Here is a 17,778-nt window from a genome sequence, read left to right as displayed (position 1 = left end):
GGCAACGCGCCGTTCGAGCTCGCTGACGGAATCGTGCAAGGCCCGCACTGCGGCCTGGAAACTGTCCCACTCGGTGGCGCTTATCAGCACCGGCCGCTCGTACTGCAAGAACTCACCACCACTGCGCAGCAGGGAATCGGCACCGTCCCGCACCGCGGCAGCCACGGCGCCAACGGCCTGCGCGCCGCGCTGCGCCAGCAGGTCCCCCAGCCAGGGCACCAGCAGCTCCGGCCAGTCGACGCGCGCCTCGCGCAGCGCGTTGGCGAAGGCACTGGCCAGATGCTTGTCGCCATCGACCTGCAAGCCATCCAGTCCGCCACCCGCATGGGCGCGCAACAGATCCGCCAGGCTGCCGCTGATCCGCACATCGACCGCTTCCGGCGCCAAAGACAGCCACTGCAGGCCATTGCCATGCGGCGCAAGCGTGAAATGCAGGCCCAGGGCCGGCAGGTCCAGGGCAATGACCCGGCCTTCCAAAGCGGCCAGGCGTTCCAGCGTTAGCGGATCGAGCGCCAGCAAGCGGTTCAGAGCCATTTCCAGGGCCGCCAGCGGCAGGCTGGTGGCCGCGCTGGCCGGTGCGTCCGTCACAGCCGGTAACCCCGGTGCACGGCGACGATGCCGCCGGCAAGGTGGAAATACTGGCAACGGCTGAAACCAGCCTGGTGCAGCATGCCCAGCAGCGTGTCCTGATCCGGATGGCGACGGATGGACTCGGCCAGATAGCGGTAACTGTCGGCGTCCCCCGCCACCAGCCGTCCGATGCGCGGCAGCACCTGAAAACTGTAGGCGTCGTACAGGGGTTTTAGCGGCGCCAGCACCGGCTGCGAGAACTCCAGCACCAGCGCCCGGCCACCGGGCTTGAGCACCCGGCGCATCTCGCCCAGTGCCGCCTGCTTGTCGGTGACGTTGCGCAGGCCAAAACCGATCACCACGCAGTGCAGGCTCTTGTCGGCCACCGGCAGGTGCTCGGCGTCCACCTGCAGGTAGTCGACATTGCCGGCGATACCGGCATCGATCAGCCGGTCCCGACCCCTGGACAACATGGCGCCGTTGATGTCGGCCAGCAGCACCCGGCCGCCGTCCCCGACCCGCGGCGCCAACAGGCGCGTCAGATCGCCCGTGCCGCCGGCAAGATCGAGCACCCACTCGCCGGGCCGCACCGCCGCCAGCCCGACCGCGAAACGCTTCCAGACCCGGTGCAGGCCCATCGACATCAGGTCGTTCATCAGGTCGTAACGCGGCGCGACCGAGTCGAATACCTGCCGGACCCGGTGCGCCTTGTCGGCGACCGGCACTTCGTTGAAACCAAAATCCGTGGTGTCTTGCGGCATGGCAGTCTCCGTCAGCGTGGGATCGCGATGCGGGCCAGATCAGAGTATGTAGCGGCTCAAGTCCTGGTCCCCCGCCAGGTCCGCGAGGCGCTGATCGACGTAAGCACCGTCGACCATCACTTCGCTGCCGCTGCGATCGGCCGCGGCGAAGGACAGGTCCTCCAGCAGGCGCTCCATGACGGTGTGCAGCCGGCGGGCGCCGATGTTCTCGGTGCGCTCGTTGACCTCGAAGGCGATTTGCGCAAGCCGCAGCACACCATCCGGCGAAAAGCGAAGCGTGACGCCTTCGGTCGCCAACAGGGCCGTCGCCTGCTCGGTCAGCGCCGCATCGGTATCGGTCAGGATGCGCACGAAGTCCTCCACGCGCAGCGAATCCAGTTCCACGCGGATCGGCAGCCGGCCTTGCAATTCCGGGATGAGATCGGACGGCTTGGTCAGGTGAAACGCGCCTGAGGCAATAAACAGCACATGATCGGTACGCACCTGGCCATACTTGGTAGCGACGGTGCTGCCCTCGATCAGCGGCAGCAAATCCCGCTGCACGCCCTCGCGCGACACCTCGCCGCCGCTGCCGCCACGATCGCCGCCACGCTGGGTGATCTTGTCGATCTCGTCGAGAAAGACGATGCCGTTCTGTTCGGCATTGGCGACGGCGCTGCGTTTTATGTCCTCGTCGTTGACGATCTTGCCGGCTTCTTCGTCGGTGAGCAGGCGCAGCGCCTCCTCGACCCGTACCTGGCGCCGGCGCTCGCGCCGCCCGGCCATGTTCTGGAACATACCCTGCAACTGCTGGGTGAGTTCCTCCATGCCCGGCGGGGCCATGATCTCCACGCCCACCTGCGGCAGTGTGACCTCGATTTCCAACTGTTTGTCGTTGAGCTGGCCTTCGCGCAGGCGCTTTCGCAGCTTCTGGCGCGTATCTGCGCTGCTGTCAGTGCCGGAGCCAGGGTCGTCGCTGCGCGAGCCGGGCAGCAGCAGGTCCAGAACGCGCTCCTCGGCGGCATCTTCGGCGCGGCGGCGCACTTTGGCCATCTCCTGCTCGCGGGTCTGTTTGACCGCCACGTCCATCAGGTCGCGGACGATGGATTCCACGTCGCGCCCAACGTAGCCGACCTCGGTGAACTTGGTTGCTTCGATCTTCAGGAACGGCGCCCCGGCCAGACGCGCCAGACGACGGGCGATCTCGGTCTTGCCGACACCGGTCGGGCCGATCATCAGAATGTTCTTGGGCGTGATCTCGCTGCGCAGCGGCTCCGGCACCTGCTGGCGGCGCCAGCGGTTGCGCAGGGCAATGGCCACGGCGCGCTTGGCGGCATCCTGGCCAATGATGTGTTTGTCGAGTTCCTGGACGATTTCGCGCGGGGTCATGGACATGGCGGGTGGGGCGTCAGGCGCCCAGCTCCTCGAAGGTGAATTCGTGGTTGGTATAGATGCAGATGTCAGCGGCGATGGTGAGTGAGCGCTCGACAATCTGTCGCGCGTCGAGCTGCGAGTGGTCCAGCAGCGCGCGCGCCGCGGACTGCGCGAAAGCGCCGCCGGAGCCGATGGCCATCAGGCCGTCCTCGGGCTCCAGCACGTCGCCATTGCCAGAGATGATGAGCGAAGTTTCCGTATCGGCCACTGCCAGCATGGCCTCCAGGCGCCGCAGCAGGCGATCGGTGCGCCAGTCCTTGGCCAGCTCCACGGCGGCCCGCGCCAGCTGGCCGGAGTGCTTTTCGAGCTTGGCGTCAAACAGTTCGAACAGGGTGAAGGCATCGGCCGTCGCGCCGGCAAACCCGGCCAGCACCTTGCCGTGGTGCAGCCGGCGCACCTTGCGGGCGCCACGCTTCATGACCATATTGCCCAGCGTCACCTGACCGTCGCCGCCCAACACCACGTGGCCATTGCGACGGACAGACAGGATGGTGGTGCCGTGAAAGGCCTCCATGCGCGCGCTCCGGAAAAATTCAATGGGGCGCTGATTCTACCCGCTGCGTCCCGGCCTCATGCCGCAGCGCCGGCTCAGGCCAGCACACTCGCCAGCGCGGCATCCAGTGCCTTGAACGGCGTGTAGAAATGCGGCGACAGGCGCACGCCGCCGCCGCGCTGGGCGCACACGGCACCGGCCGCGGTCAGACGGCGGTGCAGTTCGGCATTCGGGATCTGCCGGTGGCGAAACGTGACGATGCCGGAGCGGCGCTCGGGCCGCGCGTCGGTCAGCAGTTCGAGTTCGGGCGCGCTGGTAACCCGCTCAATGAGATACCCGCTGCGTTCCAGCACGTCGTCCCGAATCCGGTCCGCGCCGTGCTCCTCAAGTAAGGACAGGCTGGCTTCAAGGCCATGCGCGCCCAGCAGGTTGGGGGTGCCGCACTCGAAGCGACGGGCATTGTCCGCCGGCTGCCACTCGACCGCGTCAAAATCGCCACCCTGCCGGGTCATATGCCAACCGTATTGAAACAAGGCCAGTCGCTCGCGCCACTCGGGCCGGACCCACAACAACGCCAGGCCCTCTGGCCCCAGCATCCACTTGTGGCCGTCCGCCATAACGAAGTCGGCCTGCACTGCCTGCACGTCGAACGGCAGCGCGCCCAGGCTCTGAATGGCGTCCACGCACAGGGCCACCCCGCGCGTCCGGCAGGCGGCACCGAGGCGCTCCAGGTCCATGCGCAAGCCCGACCCGTACTGCACGGACGATACCGCCAGTACGCCGGTACGGTCGTCGACCAGGTCAAGCAGCGCCTGCTCGGGATCGGGCGCACCGGTCAGCCGCGCCTGCCGACACTCGACCCCCTGCCGGGCCAGCGCCTGCCAGGGAATGCGGTTGGAGGGGAATTCCTCGGCGGCCAGCACGACGTTGTCACCGGCGCGCCAGGGGAATCCGAAGGCGACCACCGAAATGGCCTCCGAAGTGTTCTTGAGCAATGCGATGTCATCAGCGGAACTCGCGCCGACAAGGCGCTGCAAACGCTCGCGCAGGCGTTGTTCAAGCTGCAACCAGCGCGGATAGTGACGAGCACCATCGCGGGCGTTCTCGGTGGCGAAACGCGCCACGGCCTCGGCCGTGCGCCGCGGCCAGGGAGCGACCGCGGCGTGGTTCAGGTAAATCAACGCGGGGTCAAGATCGAAGTCTGGATGCTGCATGATGAAAACCGCTTGGTCGCTCGTGAACAGCAGCGATTATCTCGCCCCGGCGCACCTGAGCCACATCCTGGCGACCACCGGGTCGCGGGCGCCGAGAAATCCACAACAGAGTTATCAACGCTTGCCAAGCAGGCCGGGCAGCACCGGCATCAGACTGGCGGCCAGGATCACGGCCCACTGCTGCGTATCAGGTGGCACCAACTGCAAGACCCCTGCCAGCGGCGGCAGGTACACGGCGAGCCCAAGCAGCCCCAGGCACAGGACGAGCGCTGCCCATACGTAAGGATTGCGCGTCACCGGGTTGCGCCACCGGGAGCTGCCAGCCGGGCGCATATTGAAGACGTGCCATAGCTGCGCCAGCGCCAGGGTGAGGAACGACACCGACACGGCTTGCTCGGCTGTGGCGCGCAGCGGTCCGATGGCCAGCCAGAAGGCCAGCAGCGTGGCAACCGTAATGCTGGCGCCGTGCCCCACCACCTGCCACCAGTGGCGGCGGGTAAGGATGGCCTCGCCCGGCGGACGCGGTGGGCGCCGCATCTCGCTACCGTCGGCTTCGCCGGCGCCCAGGGCCAGCGCCGGAAACACATCCGTCACCAGATTCAGGAACAGTATCTGCAATGGCAGCAGCGGTAGCGGTCCACCAGCCAGCGCGGCCAGGCCCACGACCAGCACCTCACTCAGATTGCAGGACAACAGATAGACCGCGAAACGGCGGATATTGTCGAAGATGACCCGCCCCTGGGCCACCGCCGCCGCGATGCTGGCAAATGCATCGTCGCGCAGCACCATGGCGGCCGCCTGACGCGCCACCTGCGTACCACGCTGGCCCATGGCAACACCAATGTCGGCCTGCCTGAGGGCCGGCGCGTCGTTGACGCCGTCGCCAGTCATGGCCACCACCTCGCCGCGTGCTTGAAGGCGTGTGATCAGCGCCATTTTCTGTGCCGGGCTGACACGCGCAAACACGCCCGCACCCAGCACCGCGTCTTCACCGCCGTGATCCTGAGGATGATCGAGGGCATCGCCGGGCAGCGCCGCGGCGCTGCCGTCCAGGCCTTCGGCCAGTTTCAGCGCCTGTGCCACGTAACGGGCAGTGGCCAGGTGATCGCCCGTCACCATCACAACCCGGATGCCTGCGGCACGGCACTGGGCTATCGCCGCAGCCACATCGGCTCGCGGCGGATCCATCAGCCCAATCAGACCCAGCAGGGTCAGATCGGCGTACATATCTGTGGGCAGCTGGTCCCCGAAACCCTGCGCCAATGCCAGTACGCGCAGTCCACGCGCTGCCAGTGCCTCGTTGGCAGCGAGCCATTGCTGGAGCCGCGCGGCTGTCAGAGGCAGCGGCGACGGATCGCCATCTGCCACGGCGACGCAGTGGGCGAGCACCGCCTCCGGCGCGCCCTTGACGGCGATGTAATAACCCTTCCGGGCCGTGTGTACGGTCGCCATGAGCCGCCGCACCGGGTCGAACGGTTCCTCGCGCAGGCGCTCGGCCTGTGCTGGCGGCAAACCCCTGGCGGCCTGTAGCAACGCTACCTCCAGCGGGTCACCGATGCCCTTGTTGCCGTCCCCCACCAGCGCCGCGTTGTTACACAACTGACCGGCCCGCAGCAGCCGCTCCCGCGCGCCTTCAAGGGATGTCGGCACCGTATCGGCAGGCGATTCCACCGGCCCGGCGCCCGGCAGGACCAGATGGGTGACGGCGAGACGGTTCTCGGTCAGCGTGCCGGTCTTGTCGGTACAAATGACCGTGGTGGCGCCCAGCGTCTCGACCGCCGCCAGTCGATTGATCAGCGCATTGCGGCGTGCCATGCGGCGCATACCGCGCGCCAGGGACAGCGTAGCCACGACCGGCAGACCTTCCGGCAACGCCGCCACGGCCAGGGCGATGCCGGTCATCACCATCAGCGTCAGATCGTGCTCATCGGAAAAGCCGGTGGCGGCGATCGCGGCGGCAATCACCACCGCCAACCCGGCCAGCCGTTGCCCGAGGCGATCGAGACGCTTTTCCAGGGGCGTGGCCTGCGGTTCGGCCTTGGCCAGCAGGTGGCTGATCATGCCCAGTTCGGTGGCCATGCCGGTAGCAGTCACCACGCCGAGCGCGGTACCGGCGCTTATCGACGTACCGCGGTGCAACATGCAGGTACGGTCCGCAAGTGGCGTCTCGGGCAGCACGGGATCGGCACGCTTGGTCACCGGCAGGGATTCGCCGGTCAGCGATGATTCATCCACCTGCAGGCGGGCGCTCTCCAGCACCCGCAGGTCCGCCGGTACCAGATCGCCGCCTTCCAGCAGGACGATGTCGCCGACCACCACAGCGGCAGCCGGCAGTTCCTGCAGCGCACCGTCGCGACGCACCCGACTGCTGGTGACGCCCAGGCGGCGCAGCGCCTCCATTGAGCGCACCGCGCGCAGCTCGCTGGCAAAGCCGATGGCCGTGTTCAGCACGATCACCACCAGAATGGCATACGCCTCAACGGTGTCGCCGGACACGAAGCCGATACCCGCCGCCACCGCCAGCAGACCGACCAACAAACTACTCAGCTGTGCCCACAGGATAGCCGCCAGGCTGCGCGGCTTGACCCGGCGCAAACGATTGGGGCCGTCACGTCGCAGGCGCTGCGTCGCGTGCTGGGAATCGAGGCCGATCGCCGGATCAACGCCCAGTTCGCGCGCGACCTCCGCCGCGGGTCGGCACCACGGCGCCGACGGCACGCCCATCAGACCGGCGTGAACTGCGGCACCAGAAAACCGCCGGTGCGCTCCTCCCAGCGCAGTTCCAGCGGCTGGCCGATGCGCACCTCCCGCCAGTCGCAGCCGATCAGGTTGGTCATCATCTGCGGGCCTTCGGTAAGCCGCACCGTGGCCAGCACGTACGGCACTTCGTCGGCGTAGCCTGGCAATGGCGCGTAGTGGACCACCGAGTAGGTGAAAAGTTCGCCAGTACCGGCCAGCGGCTGCCAGGCAAGTCGCTGTCCATAACAGGCGCGACACCACGGCTGTGGATGCCAGACGAAAGCGCCGCAGTCAGTGCAGCGCTGCATGACCAGACGGCGCTGCTGCGCGGCGTCCCAGAACGGTTGGGTAAGGTCGTCGATATCCGGCAACAGCTTGCTCACGACACGTTCCCCAGCAGCAGAACGGCATGCTCGCTCATCATGCCGCCGTAGCAATGCACAAGTGCGACCGGTGCGCTGACCTGCCGGTCGCCGGCGCGGCCCATCACCTGCAACGCCGCTTCGGCGATCACGGACATGCCGGACGCATCGCCGGTGTGGCCGAAAGACAACAGGCCACCGTTGCTGTTGACCGGCAGGTCGCCGCCCGGCGCGCCGCGGCCATCCAAAAAAAAGCGTCCGCCCTGCCCCGCCGGCACCAGGCCCATATGCTCGACGCCGAGGATCGGGTTGTAGCTGAAGGAGTCATACAACTGCGCCAGGCGCACATCGCCGGGCGTGAGACCCGCCATGCGGAAGGCGGCCTGCGCCGCGGCCTGCCCGCCGACGTCGTCCAGGCGGCGTAACTGGCTGATGTTGGCACGGCGGTGTACTTCGCCAAAGCCCCGCAGCCAGGCCGGCTGTGGATTGATGCGGCGAGCCAATGCAGCGCTTGCCACCAGGAAGGCGCCGCCACCATCGCATGGCACCGAGCAGTCCAACAGGTGAAATGGCGAGGCGATCGGCCGCGCGGCAAGTACGCTGTCCACCGTAAGCGGCCCTTTGGCTGCCATCAGGGCCTGTGGGTGGCGAATGGCCCAGGCCCGCTGACCGACCGCCACCGCGGCCATCGCATCCCGCCCGATGCCGGTTTCGTGCATGTGGCGGGTGGCCACCTGGGCATAGATGGGCGGGATGTACGGCCCATACAGGCTGTCGAAATCCGGGTGGGCAAACATGCGCGTGTTGCGCTGCGCGCCACCACCCCCCACGTTAGGAAAGCGCCCGGCGGACACGCACAGCACGCCGTCGGCGAGACCGGCGCGAATCGCCAGCGCCGCGCGGATCGCCATCACCGCATGGGTGGAACCGCCGACGTTGACGGTCTCGGCAAAGGTCGAGTCAAGGCCAAGTTCCTCGACCAGGCGTTCGTGCACGAAGATGTTGTCCGACACGCCATCGGCCATGCCGGCCGGCGCAACCAGCAGGCCCTGGATGTCGCCCGGTTTGATCGGCCATTGCGCCAGCAGCGTGGCGATGGCGTCCTGGTACAGGGCGTGTGTGGCCCGTTGTGGGTAACGGCCCGGCGTCAGCTCCGATACGGCGGCAATGGCAACGGCGACAGGCATACGTTTTCAGCTGTTAACGATAACCGGATCCTGACCGCATCCGGCGGGTGCAGTCTCCAATCCCAACATGGTCGAGAGACAACGCCTGGGCATAACTGCCCGGGCGTTCACGGCAGCGCTGGCATCAATCCGCCGGCAGCACTTTCAGGTAGGGTTGGATCCAGTAATTCTTGAACACGCCCGCGGCGTGGTAGGGATCTTCCTTCAACCACTGCTCCGCGGCCTCGGCGCTATCGAATTCGGCAACGATCAGACCCCCGGCGAAGCCGGACTGGGTCGGATCCTCGCCCGCCACCTTGGGGAACGGACCTGCCATCTTGACGCGGCCAGTCTTCACCATTTCGCGCAGGCGATTCAGGTGCGCCTCACGCACCTTGAGGCGACGCGGCAGACTGTCGTGAACATCTTCGATCCATATCGCGTAAAGCATCGGGAACTCCCGCGGTTACTTTTTCTTTGCCTTGGCGGATGCCTTGGCGATTTTTGCCGGCTTGGTCGCGGCTGCCTTGGCAAGCTTGGTCGACTTGCCCCCCATTTTAGTGGCCTTGGTGGGCGCCGCCTTCAGAGGATCAGCGAAATCGGTCGGGAAGCCCAGCTTGCGCAACCCGGCCAGCGAGCAGGCGATATCCAGGTCCACTGGCCCGCCGCTGGTACCGACGCCGCCGATGACATCGCCGGCCTTGTCGATGATTGGGAATCCCCCGCCGACCATGCACAAGCGCTGATCGGTAAACTGCAGGCCGTAGCCGAAACGATCCGGGGTGATCATCAGCTCACGAACCTGGGCAGTGCTGCGGTGCAGGGCGGCAGCAGTCCAGGCTTTCTTGATGGCGATGTCGGGGTTGGCGATGCGGCCCTTCTCCGGTCGCAGCACACCTCTTAAGTTGCCCCCCATGTCCACCACCGCAACGGTAGACGGAAAGCCCTTGGCACGGGCCAGCGCGACGCCATCGCTCAGAATGGTTTGTACTTCTTCCAGGGTCAATTCGCGCACGTCGTCCTCCCGGCAGTTTGTGAGGTGGCCTGGATAGTAAACAAGCGCCTTGCGACGGTCACCGGCCAGAACGCCGCTAGCTTCGCATAGCCGCGACGGCCGGTAAATGTTCCAGGACCGGCGATGTCGGCGGATCACGTCACGGGGCACTGGCCGGTGGTGGGCCAATGCGGCGGCGCCACCGTCAGTCGGGCACGCTGCCGAACAACGCGGCGTGCTGCGCCAGGGCGTAGCGGTCGGTCATGCCGGCGACATAATCGGCGACGGCCCGCGCGCGCCCGCGTCGACCATGCGCCTGCTCGCGCTGCTCCACGGCCACGAGCGATTCGGGCGGCAGAAGCTGTGGGTCGTCCAAAAAAATAGTGAACAAATCAGTCACCACCCGCCGGGCACGACTGGTCATGCGGCGCACACGGTAGTGCTGATAAACGCTCCGGTTGAGGATGCCCTTCAGCAAGTCGTTATCGGCCCGCATACGGTCGCTGAACGCGATCAGAGGGCCACCGCACTGCCGCACCTCGTCCAGACTGCCTACTGCCGCGGCACCCAGACGAGCGGCACTGGTTTCACGCAGATCCACAATCTGCGCCTTGATGATGCGGCGGATGATTTCGTGCTGGCCCACGCGGCTGGCCAGAGTTCCGAATTCCCTGCCGACGGCATCGTGGTGAGCCCTGAAAAAAGCCGACTCTGCGGTTAGCTGGGCAAAGCTCAACATCCCGGCCCGCAGGCCGTCATCCAGATCATGCGAGTTATAAGCAATTTCGTCCGCGAGGTTGGTGAGCTGGGCTTCCAGACTGGGCTGCTGACCGGACAGGAAGCGTTCACCGACGTCGCCAAGCTTGGCGGCGATTTCGGCGGTGCAGTGCTTGAGGATGCCTTCGCGCGTCTCGAACGTGAGATTGATTCCGGAAAAGGCCGGATAACGCTGCTCCAGGGTGTCGACAATCCGCAGCGACTGCACGTTGTGCTCAAAGCCACCGTACGCGCTCATGCATGCGTTCAAGGCGTCCTGGCCAGCGTGCCCGAACGGCGTGTGTCCCAGATCGTGCGACAGCGATATGGCCTCGGCCAGATCCTCGTTCAATCCCAGCGAACGCGCCACGGAGCGGCAAATCTGTGCCACTTCCAGCGAGTGCGTGAGCCGGGTGCGGAACATGTCGCCTTCGTGATTGACGAACACTTGCGTCTTGTATTCGAGTCGCCGAAACGCGCCGCAATGGATGATGCGGTCGCGATCGCGCTGGTGCTGGGTACGGTCGCCGGGGTCCGGTTCGGCGTGACGCCGCCCTCGGCTGTTGTGGTCAGTCGCGGCGCAGGCACGAAGCGTCATCACGCCGCCAAGGGCGTGCGCGCGGCGTCGATCACCGTCGCCAGCAGACTTGGCTCCACGCCCTCGACAATGGCAGCGCGGCCGACGGCGTCCAGCACTACCAGCCGCGAGCGCCCGTCGAGGACTTTCTTGTCACCTGCCATGAAGCCGAGCAAGGTGTCGGTGGCAATTTCGGGAGGCAAACAGGTCGGCAGGCCGGCCCGCTGAATCAGCAGGGCAACGCGCCCGCAGGCGTCGGCCGACAGGCGACCAAGCCGCTGCGATAGCCGCGCGGCCATCAACATGCCAAGGCCAACTGCCTCGCCGTGCAGCCAGGTACCGTAACCTGTGGCCGCTTCAATTGCGTGGCCGAAGGTATGGCCCAGATTAAGAAGTGCCCGTTGTCCGGCCTCGCGCTCGTCAGCAGCGACGATGGCGGCCTTGATTTCACATGAGCGGTAGATGGCTCGCGTCAGCGCCGGGCCGTCGCCGCCCAGCAGCGCATCCATGTCGCGCTCCAGCCAGTCCAGAAACTCGGCATCGGCGATCAATCCGTACTTGATGACCTCCGCCAGCCCGGCAGTCAGTTCGCGCTGATCCAGCGTTTTCAGAGTATCCGTATCGATCAGCACGCAGCGAGGCTGGTGAAACGCTCCAAGCAGGTTCTTGCCACCCGGGCGATTGAGGCCGGTCTTACCCCCGACCGAGGAGTCAACCTGTGCAAGCAGGGTTGTTGGCACCTGGATGAAGTCAACGCCGCGGTGGTAGCTCGCCGCCAGAAAACCGGTCATGTCACCCACCACGCCGCCACCGAGCGCGATCAGGGTGACCCGTCGGTCGAAACGTCCCTCAATCAGCTGGTCGGCCAAACGCGCGTAGGTCTCCAGGCTTTTAGAGTCCTCACCCGGAGCAAACTCCAGCAGCAGCGGCTGATAATCGGCAAGCGCGCCACATACACGAGCACCCAGCAACGCCGAGACACGGCTGTCGCTGACAACCACGACACGCCGTCCGGCGATGTGCGGGCGATACAGGCCAGCGTCGGCCAGCAGGCCAGAACCGATATGAATCGGGTAGCTGCGATCAGCCAGGTCGACTCGTAGAGTGCGCATCCGTTAGACGATCCAAAACATCCTTGACCGTGGCGCCAACCTTGCGGCCGGGTGACTCCACCACGATATCTGCCACCGAATCGTACAATGGCTCACGCTCCTGCGTGAGTTCGAGCAGACGCGCCTCCGGATCGGTGTCGGCGTCCTGCAGCAGAGGCCTGTGCACCGAACTACGCGTACGCCGCAATTGCTCGGCAACCGATGTTTTAAGGTAAACCACCGTCCCACGGGCGCGCAGCAGTTCCCGATTTTCCGGCATCAGCACCGCACCGCCACCGGTCGCCAGGACAATCCCGGGCAGTGCCGTCAGATCCTGCAACACCTTATGCTCGCGCTTGCGAAACCCGACTTCCCCTTCGATCTCGAAGATTATCGAAATCGTGGCGCCCGTACGGCGTTCGATCTCCTCGTCACTATCGAAAAAATCGAGCCCCAGACTCTGCGCCAGTCGGCGCCCGACCGTGGTTTTTCCGGCCCCCATCGGGCCGACCAAAAATACACTACGGCGGGCCATCGGAACGCGTTCGCTCAGGGCGCGGCGTCGGCCAACCCTTCGCGCACGATCTTAGGAGTTACAAAAATCAGCAGCTCCCGTTTCTCATTGGTCCCAACCTTGTTTTGAAACAGCCGCCCTATGTAGGGTAAGTCCCCAAAGAACGGTGTGCGCGCAACGTTATTCGATTTAGTCTGTTCGTAGATACCACCAATCACGAGCGTCTCGCCGTCGTTGACCAGCACCTGCGACTGCACCCGTTGCGTGTCGATGGCCGGTTCGCCGATGAGATTGGTCGCGTTGGTGTTCAGTGCGTCCTTGTTGACCTCGATATCCATGATGATGTGATCATCAGGCGTGATCTGCGGCGTCACCTTCAACTGCAGCACGGCCTCCTTGAATTCCGTCGCGGTCGCACCGCTGGCAGACGCATTCTGATACGGAAATTCCGTACCCTGGGAAATAATCGCCTCCTTCTGATTGGACGTGACCACGCGCGGATTGGAAATAATCTCGCCCCGGCCCTCGGCCTGCAACGCCGACAGTTCAAGTTCCAGCAAGCGTCCGAATGGCAGTTTGGCAATCGCCAGGCCAATTGACGTGGGGTTGAACGGGACACCCTGCAATCGCTGTGCCGGCATATTCACGTTCAGGCGGTCATCCATCTCCAGGGTTTCACCGTTGATGAGTTGAGTCGTGCCGTTCAAATTACCGGAAACAGCCGTCGTTCCGCCCACGATATTCCGATTATCACTGGCGCCAAACTTGACCCCCAGGCTCTTGCTGAAATTGGTACTGGCGTTGACGATCCGCGACTCGATAAGAACCTGTCGCACCGCTACGTCCAGCACCTTCATCAGCTCGCGAATCTCGGCAAGCTTTTGCTCGGTATCGTTAATGATCAAGGTATTGGTGCGTTCATCCACGGTGACGTTGCCACGCTCCGTCAATACCTGGCGATCGTCACCCTTTAAAAGTTCCGCGACATCGGTCGCCTTGGCGAAATTCACGGCCATGAATTCGGTATACAGCGGGGCCAGCTCTTCCAGGTTCTTTCTGGCTTCCGACTCAGCCTGCTCGCGCGCGGCGATTTCTTCCGCTGGTGCTATCCACATCACGTTGCCGTCGTCACGCTTGCCGAGACCTTTGGTAGTCAGGATCACGTCCAGCGCCTGATCCCAGGGCACGTTCTGCAATCGCAAGGTGATATTGCCGCCTACGGTATCGGCGGCGACGAGGTTCTTGCCGGTGAAGTCGGCAAGCAATTGCAGGACCGCCCTTACTTCGATGCTCTGGAAGTTCAGGGAAATAGGCTCGCCAGAGTAAGTTTTCTTGACATTGCGCAAGCTCGCGGCGTCAGTGCGCACTGGGGAAACTTCAAGCGTGTACGTGCCATTCGTCTGATAGGCAAGGTGCTCGAAGGGACCGTGGGTGGACACCTCCATCCGCACCCCTCCCGCCTGCTGGCGGGTCTCAACCCGCGTCACCGGCGTGGCAAAATCGGTCACATCCAGACGGCGACTGAGCTCGGCGGGCAGCGCCGCACCCTTGAAGGTAATGACCACCCGCCCGCCTTGCGGGCGGGTGTCCACCTGAATGTCCGATGAGGACAGATCCACAACAACTCGACCCTGGCCGCTTTCGCCCCGCCTGAAGTCGACCGACCTGACCCGAGGTCCGCCCGCAGCAGCGGTGAACGAGGGTGTAGATGCCGCGCCCGACGGCACAGCTGAGCTGACGGCGGCGCCTTCCAAGGTCATGAACAGGTCAGGCCCACTGCTGCGGACCGACCAACGAACCGCGTGCGTCAGGTTGACGACCACGCGGGTACGCCCCTCACTCTGAAGGATCGCCACACTCTCCGCGGGACCCGAACCAATCTTCTGATTACGTTCGGCAATCGCACTGCCGACAGCCGGCAAATCAACGACCAGGCGGGGGGGATCATTGATCAAAAATGCCTTGCCGACCGACAGGTCCCCATCCGCGTGTAGTTGAAGCTGCACTCCCCCTGTTGGGGTCGGCGCGTGTTCAAGTCCTGTCAGCGTGACTGCTTGCAGGCCGCTGCTAACGATCGCCAGTGGTAGCACAGCCATCGTCCGCATCAGGAATCTGCCCGCAGCGCGCCAGTGACGATGTTGCATGTTATTCATCTCCCTGACCATCGTCATACTGTGTTACTGCTCCACGATTGCAATGGCTGCTGCCCGTTCCATCCAGCCACCGGTCCCATTTGGAATGAGTTCCACCAGTTTGACCGCGGTTTCCTCGACCTGCGAGACCCGTCCGTAGTTCTCGCCCAAATAATTGCCGACGCCAATCCGGCTAATGGTCTGATCCGGGCCCTGCACCAGAGCCCAGACCGAACCGTCGCGCCCCAACGTGCCGACCATGCGCAGTGCGTCCAGGGGATACCCTTCCAGGGCTTCCTTGCGCCGATTCAGGTCTGGCCGAATGCCTCCATCCTCACCGGTATCGGCTCGTTGTGCCAGCCGCGGGTCTTCCAGGGTGTCGAGAAACGGGTTTTTAATACCTTCTCGCACATAGACAAACTGCTCATAGGGCTTGAGCACCGGCAAGGGATCAATGGCCACTTTCTCGGCAGCGCGGACTTCATCCATCCAGGCGTGCAAATCCGCATTCCTGACGCCGCAGCCAGAGGCTATGGCGCATAGCAGGCCCAGTCCTAAAATCCGGCCGCCGTTCACGGCTTGTCCTCGTCCAGATACTGGTAGGTCTTGGCCGTCCCTTTCATCACCAGCAGATCCGAATCCTTGCCGACCGGGATGATACTCAGATCATGCAAGGTAACGATGCGTGGAAAGCCAGCCACGTCGCTCGCGAATTCCGCCAGCTCGTGATAGGAGCCGGTCACTTCGATGCTGATCGGTATTTCAGCATAAAACCCTGAAGGCCGAGCCTCTCCCGGCTGGAATAGCTTGAACTCCAGACCACGCCCTAACCCCGCCTGCGTTATTTCCACTAGCAGATTGGCGATTTCGTTGCTGTCTGGCAACTGACGGCGCATCGCCTCGAAGGATTCCTTGAGCTGCGCCAATTGCTCGCGGTAAGCCTCTAGATTCACGGCCTGCCGATACTTGGTGACGAACTGCTGACGCAGCTGTTGTTCGGTCTGCTGGCGAGACTCCAGATCCTCCAGCGTCTTGCTCACAATAAAATAGTAACCAGCCACCAACACCACGAGTGCCAGCAAGCCCACCGCGACCGCCTTGCCCAGCAATGGCCACTCGCCTGCTTCCTGAACATCAATGCTGCGCAGATCGATACTGCGCACATCCAGCTTACGAAGATCGTCTAACAGACTCATTGACCTGGCTCGTCTTTTGCCACGTGCTGCGGAACTTTGATGTCGTATTGACTCGCGTGCATGCCGCGATGCTCGGTTGCCCGCGCGACTCCCAGCGTAGAGGGGTCGAACTGATCTGATGCGTCCAGCTGATGCATGAACGTGGACACCCTGGCGTTGGATTGTGCCAGGCCTTGCAAACTGAGTGCCGTCTCACGCTGAGAAACGCTGGCCAGGAACACACCATCTGGCACGCTGCGTGCCAGGGCATCAAATAGCTTGACCGACATCGGTCGTTTGACCTGGAGATCCTGAATAACCTCCATGCGCGCCTGCAGGCGCGCCTTCTGTGCCTGAATATCCCGAATCTCACGAATCTTTATGTCCAGCGCGGCGATTTCCGTACGTAAGAGCGCATTTCTTTCTTCCTGACGGTTCACTATTGTTGTGGAGACCAGTTCCGCAACAATCACCAACAAAGCGGCGCCCAGCACTCCAGCGCCCAGTGTCATCAGAAACTCTTTCTGTCGGCGTTGGCGTTGGCCACGCCGCCATGGCAGCAGATTAACGCGAGACATTATTCATGCTCCGCATGGCAAGACCTGCCGCAACCATCCAGGCATGTCCGTCGGACCGCAACCGCGCCGCTTCACTCTTCGAAGCGAACTCGATATCAAGGAACGGGTTGCCGACCCGAGTGTCCAGCCCGGTGTACTCACCAACTGCCGCGGCCGCACCGGGCAACCCGGCGCAGCCACCACTCAACACGACACTATCGATTGCCGATTCGCCAGTGGCGGAAAAGAACACCTGAAGCAATCTGGCCACTTGGCTAGCCATCGAATCCAAAAATGGAGCGATGACCTCGTTGCGGCTGTCGTCTGGAAGCGTGTTGTCATGTAACGCGACAATCGCCTCAGGATAAGCCAGACCGTAACGGTCCTGAATCTGCTGCAATAACTGGTCTCCGCCAAACAGCTGCTCACGCGTAAAAACCGCAGCCCCACCGTGCAGCACACTCAAGGTCGTGGATGTAGCGCCGACATCAACCATCGCGGTAAAGCCGGCACTGGCAGCCTCCGGAAGCTGTGAGGCAATCAATGGGAAGGCCGACTCTAACGCATAGGCCTCCACGTCCACGACCGATGCTGTCAGGCCAGCCAGGGTCAGTGTTTCCAGGCGCTTATCGATAACCTCGTTGCGCGCGACAATCAGCAGCACGTCATTGGTCTCGGGATTGCGCGCATTGGCGCCCATTACCACGAAGTCAAAGTACACATCTTCCAGAGGATATGGGATGTATTGATCCGAATCCAGGGTGATTTGCTGTTCGATCTCAGAATCGGAAAACTCTGCCGGCATGCTGATCTGGCGACTGATGACTTGTGAGCCTGACACGGCGAGGGCCGCATGACGTCGTTTGCTACCTGAGCGCTGCAAGGCATCGGCTACCGCCTGACCGGCGACCTCGATCTGCACCACTGCTTGCTCCGAGACAGCTCCCACGGGCAACCGGGTATGGGCGCTTGCCTCCACGCGGTAACCCTTGGCGGTCGCGGCAAGGGCCAAAAGGCGTACCGCCGACGTGCTAATATCCAGCCCGAGCAAGGGTGAAGCATCTTGGCCAAAAATCTTTCGAATCAATTGATTACCCGTGACTTCCAAAAATTTTTGTGGCCAGCTCGGCCTCGCACTGTGAGTGTCTGTCCGTGCGCGTTATCGACCGTAGTTTGAAGCTCCTGAACATTTATATCACAGCGTCTCTGGAATTAAGGCCACAGCACGAGCACCAAGCATAAAGCGCGAAGCGAACGTGTGGTG

General features: G+C 63.8%; 18 protein-coding genes. All 18 read right to left on the bottom strand.

The genetic code is table 11. From position 1 onward, the window contains the following. Positions 1-588 (bottom strand): SCP2 domain-containing protein (locus ABZF37_RS04135; protein ID WP_372717067.1); only part of this gene is annotated, 588 nt, incomplete at its 3' end. Then, the gene (gene ubiE, locus ABZF37_RS04130) at positions 585-1,331 is read right to left on the bottom strand and encodes a bifunctional demethylmenaquinone methyltransferase/2-methoxy-6-polyprenyl-1,4-benzoquinol methylase UbiE (RefSeq protein ID WP_372717065.1); all 747 of its coding nucleotides are present in this window, start codon (positions 1,329-1,331) and stop codon (positions 585-587) included. The genes ABZF37_RS04135 and ubiE, both read right to left, overlap by 4 nt. Positions 1,332-1,370: 39 nt before the next feature. Then, complete coding sequence (gene hslU / locus ABZF37_RS04125) at positions 1,371-2,699, bottom strand: ATP-dependent protease ATPase subunit HslU (RefSeq protein WP_372717063.1); 1,329 nt, start codon at positions 2,697-2,699, stop codon at positions 1,371-1,373. Positions 2,700-2,718: 19 nt separating this feature from the next. After that, complete coding sequence (gene hslV / locus ABZF37_RS04120) at positions 2,719-3,258, bottom strand: ATP-dependent protease subunit HslV (RefSeq protein WP_372717061.1); 540 nt, start codon at positions 3,256-3,258, stop codon at positions 2,719-2,721. 74 nt (positions 3,259-3,332) lie between these two features. Continuing rightward, positions 3,333-4,451 (bottom strand): aminotransferase class V-fold PLP-dependent enzyme, encoded by a 1,119-nt coding sequence (locus ABZF37_RS04115; RefSeq protein WP_372717059.1) that lies wholly within the window; start codon positions 4,449-4,451, stop codon positions 3,333-3,335. Between the two features lie 114 nt (positions 4,452-4,565). Further along, positions 4,566-7,175, bottom strand: a complete 2,610-nt coding sequence (locus ABZF37_RS04110) for a cation-translocating P-type ATPase (protein ID WP_372717057.1) — start codon at positions 7,173-7,175, stop codon at positions 4,566-4,568. Further along, positions 7,175-7,573 (bottom strand): Zn-ribbon domain-containing OB-fold protein, encoded by a 399-nt coding sequence (locus tag ABZF37_RS04105; RefSeq protein ID WP_372717055.1) that lies wholly within the window; start codon positions 7,571-7,573, stop codon positions 7,175-7,177. Before ABZF37_RS04105 ends, ABZF37_RS04110 begins: the two co-directional genes overlap by 1 nt. Next, positions 7,570-8,739 (bottom strand): thiolase family protein, encoded by a 1,170-nt coding sequence (locus ABZF37_RS04100; protein ID WP_372717053.1) that lies wholly within the window; start codon positions 8,737-8,739, stop codon positions 7,570-7,572. Before ABZF37_RS04100 ends, ABZF37_RS04105 begins: the two co-directional genes overlap by 4 nt. 124 nt (positions 8,740-8,863) lie before the next feature. Continuing rightward, positions 8,864-9,169, bottom strand: a complete 306-nt coding sequence (locus ABZF37_RS04095; RefSeq protein WP_372717052.1) for a YciI family protein — start codon at positions 9,167-9,169, stop codon at positions 8,864-8,866. 15 nt (positions 9,170-9,184) lie between these two features. Next, the gene (locus tag ABZF37_RS04090; protein WP_372717051.1) at positions 9,185-9,733 is read right to left on the bottom strand and encodes a heme-binding protein; all 549 of its coding nucleotides are present in this window, start codon (positions 9,731-9,733) and stop codon (positions 9,185-9,187) included. Between the two features lie 184 nt (positions 9,734-9,917). Continuing rightward, the gene (locus tag ABZF37_RS04085) at positions 9,918-11,066 is read right to left on the bottom strand and encodes a deoxyguanosinetriphosphate triphosphohydrolase (protein WP_372717049.1); all 1,149 of its coding nucleotides are present in this window, start codon (positions 11,064-11,066) and stop codon (positions 9,918-9,920) included. After that, the gene (gene aroB, locus ABZF37_RS04080; protein WP_372717047.1) at positions 11,066-12,157 is read right to left on the bottom strand and encodes a 3-dehydroquinate synthase; all 1,092 of its coding nucleotides are present in this window, start codon (positions 12,155-12,157) and stop codon (positions 11,066-11,068) included. Before aroB ends, ABZF37_RS04085 begins: the two co-directional genes overlap by 1 nt. Beyond that, the gene (aroK, locus tag ABZF37_RS04075; protein ID WP_372717046.1) at positions 12,129-12,671 is read right to left on the bottom strand and encodes a shikimate kinase AroK; all 543 of its coding nucleotides are present in this window, start codon (positions 12,669-12,671) and stop codon (positions 12,129-12,131) included. The genes aroB and aroK overlap by 29 nt, the downstream gene beginning before the upstream one ends. A 14-nt stretch (positions 12,672-12,685) precedes the next feature. After that, complete coding sequence (pilQ, locus tag ABZF37_RS04070; protein ID WP_372717044.1) at positions 12,686-14,794, bottom strand: type IV pilus secretin PilQ; 2,109 nt, start codon at positions 14,792-14,794, stop codon at positions 12,686-12,688. Between the two features lie 33 nt (positions 14,795-14,827). Beyond that, a complete protein-coding gene (locus ABZF37_RS04065; RefSeq protein ID WP_372717042.1) occupies positions 14,828-15,358 on the bottom strand; it encodes a pilus assembly protein PilP in 531 nt (176 codons plus the stop codon). Then, a complete protein-coding gene (locus tag ABZF37_RS04060; RefSeq protein ID WP_372717040.1) occupies positions 15,355-15,978 on the bottom strand; it encodes a type 4a pilus biogenesis protein PilO in 624 nt (207 codons plus the stop codon). The genes ABZF37_RS04065 and ABZF37_RS04060 overlap by 4 nt, the downstream gene beginning before the upstream one ends. Then, complete coding sequence (locus ABZF37_RS04055) at positions 15,975-16,469, bottom strand: PilN domain-containing protein (RefSeq protein WP_372717038.1); 495 nt, start codon at positions 16,467-16,469, stop codon at positions 15,975-15,977. Before ABZF37_RS04055 ends, ABZF37_RS04060 begins: the two co-directional genes overlap by 4 nt. A 52-nt stretch (positions 16,470-16,521) precedes the next feature. Then, complete coding sequence (pilM, locus tag ABZF37_RS04050) at positions 16,522-17,601, bottom strand: type IV pilus assembly protein PilM (protein ID WP_372717036.1); 1,080 nt, start codon at positions 17,599-17,601, stop codon at positions 16,522-16,524. Positions 17,602-17,778: the final 177 nt, after the last annotated feature.

It is taken from the genome of Immundisolibacter sp., assembly GCF_041601295.1.
In the GTDB taxonomy this organism is placed as follows: domain Bacteria; phylum Pseudomonadota; class Gammaproteobacteria; order Immundisolibacterales; family Immundisolibacteraceae; genus Immundisolibacter.
This window is presented reverse-complemented; position numbering and strand designations above follow the sequence as displayed.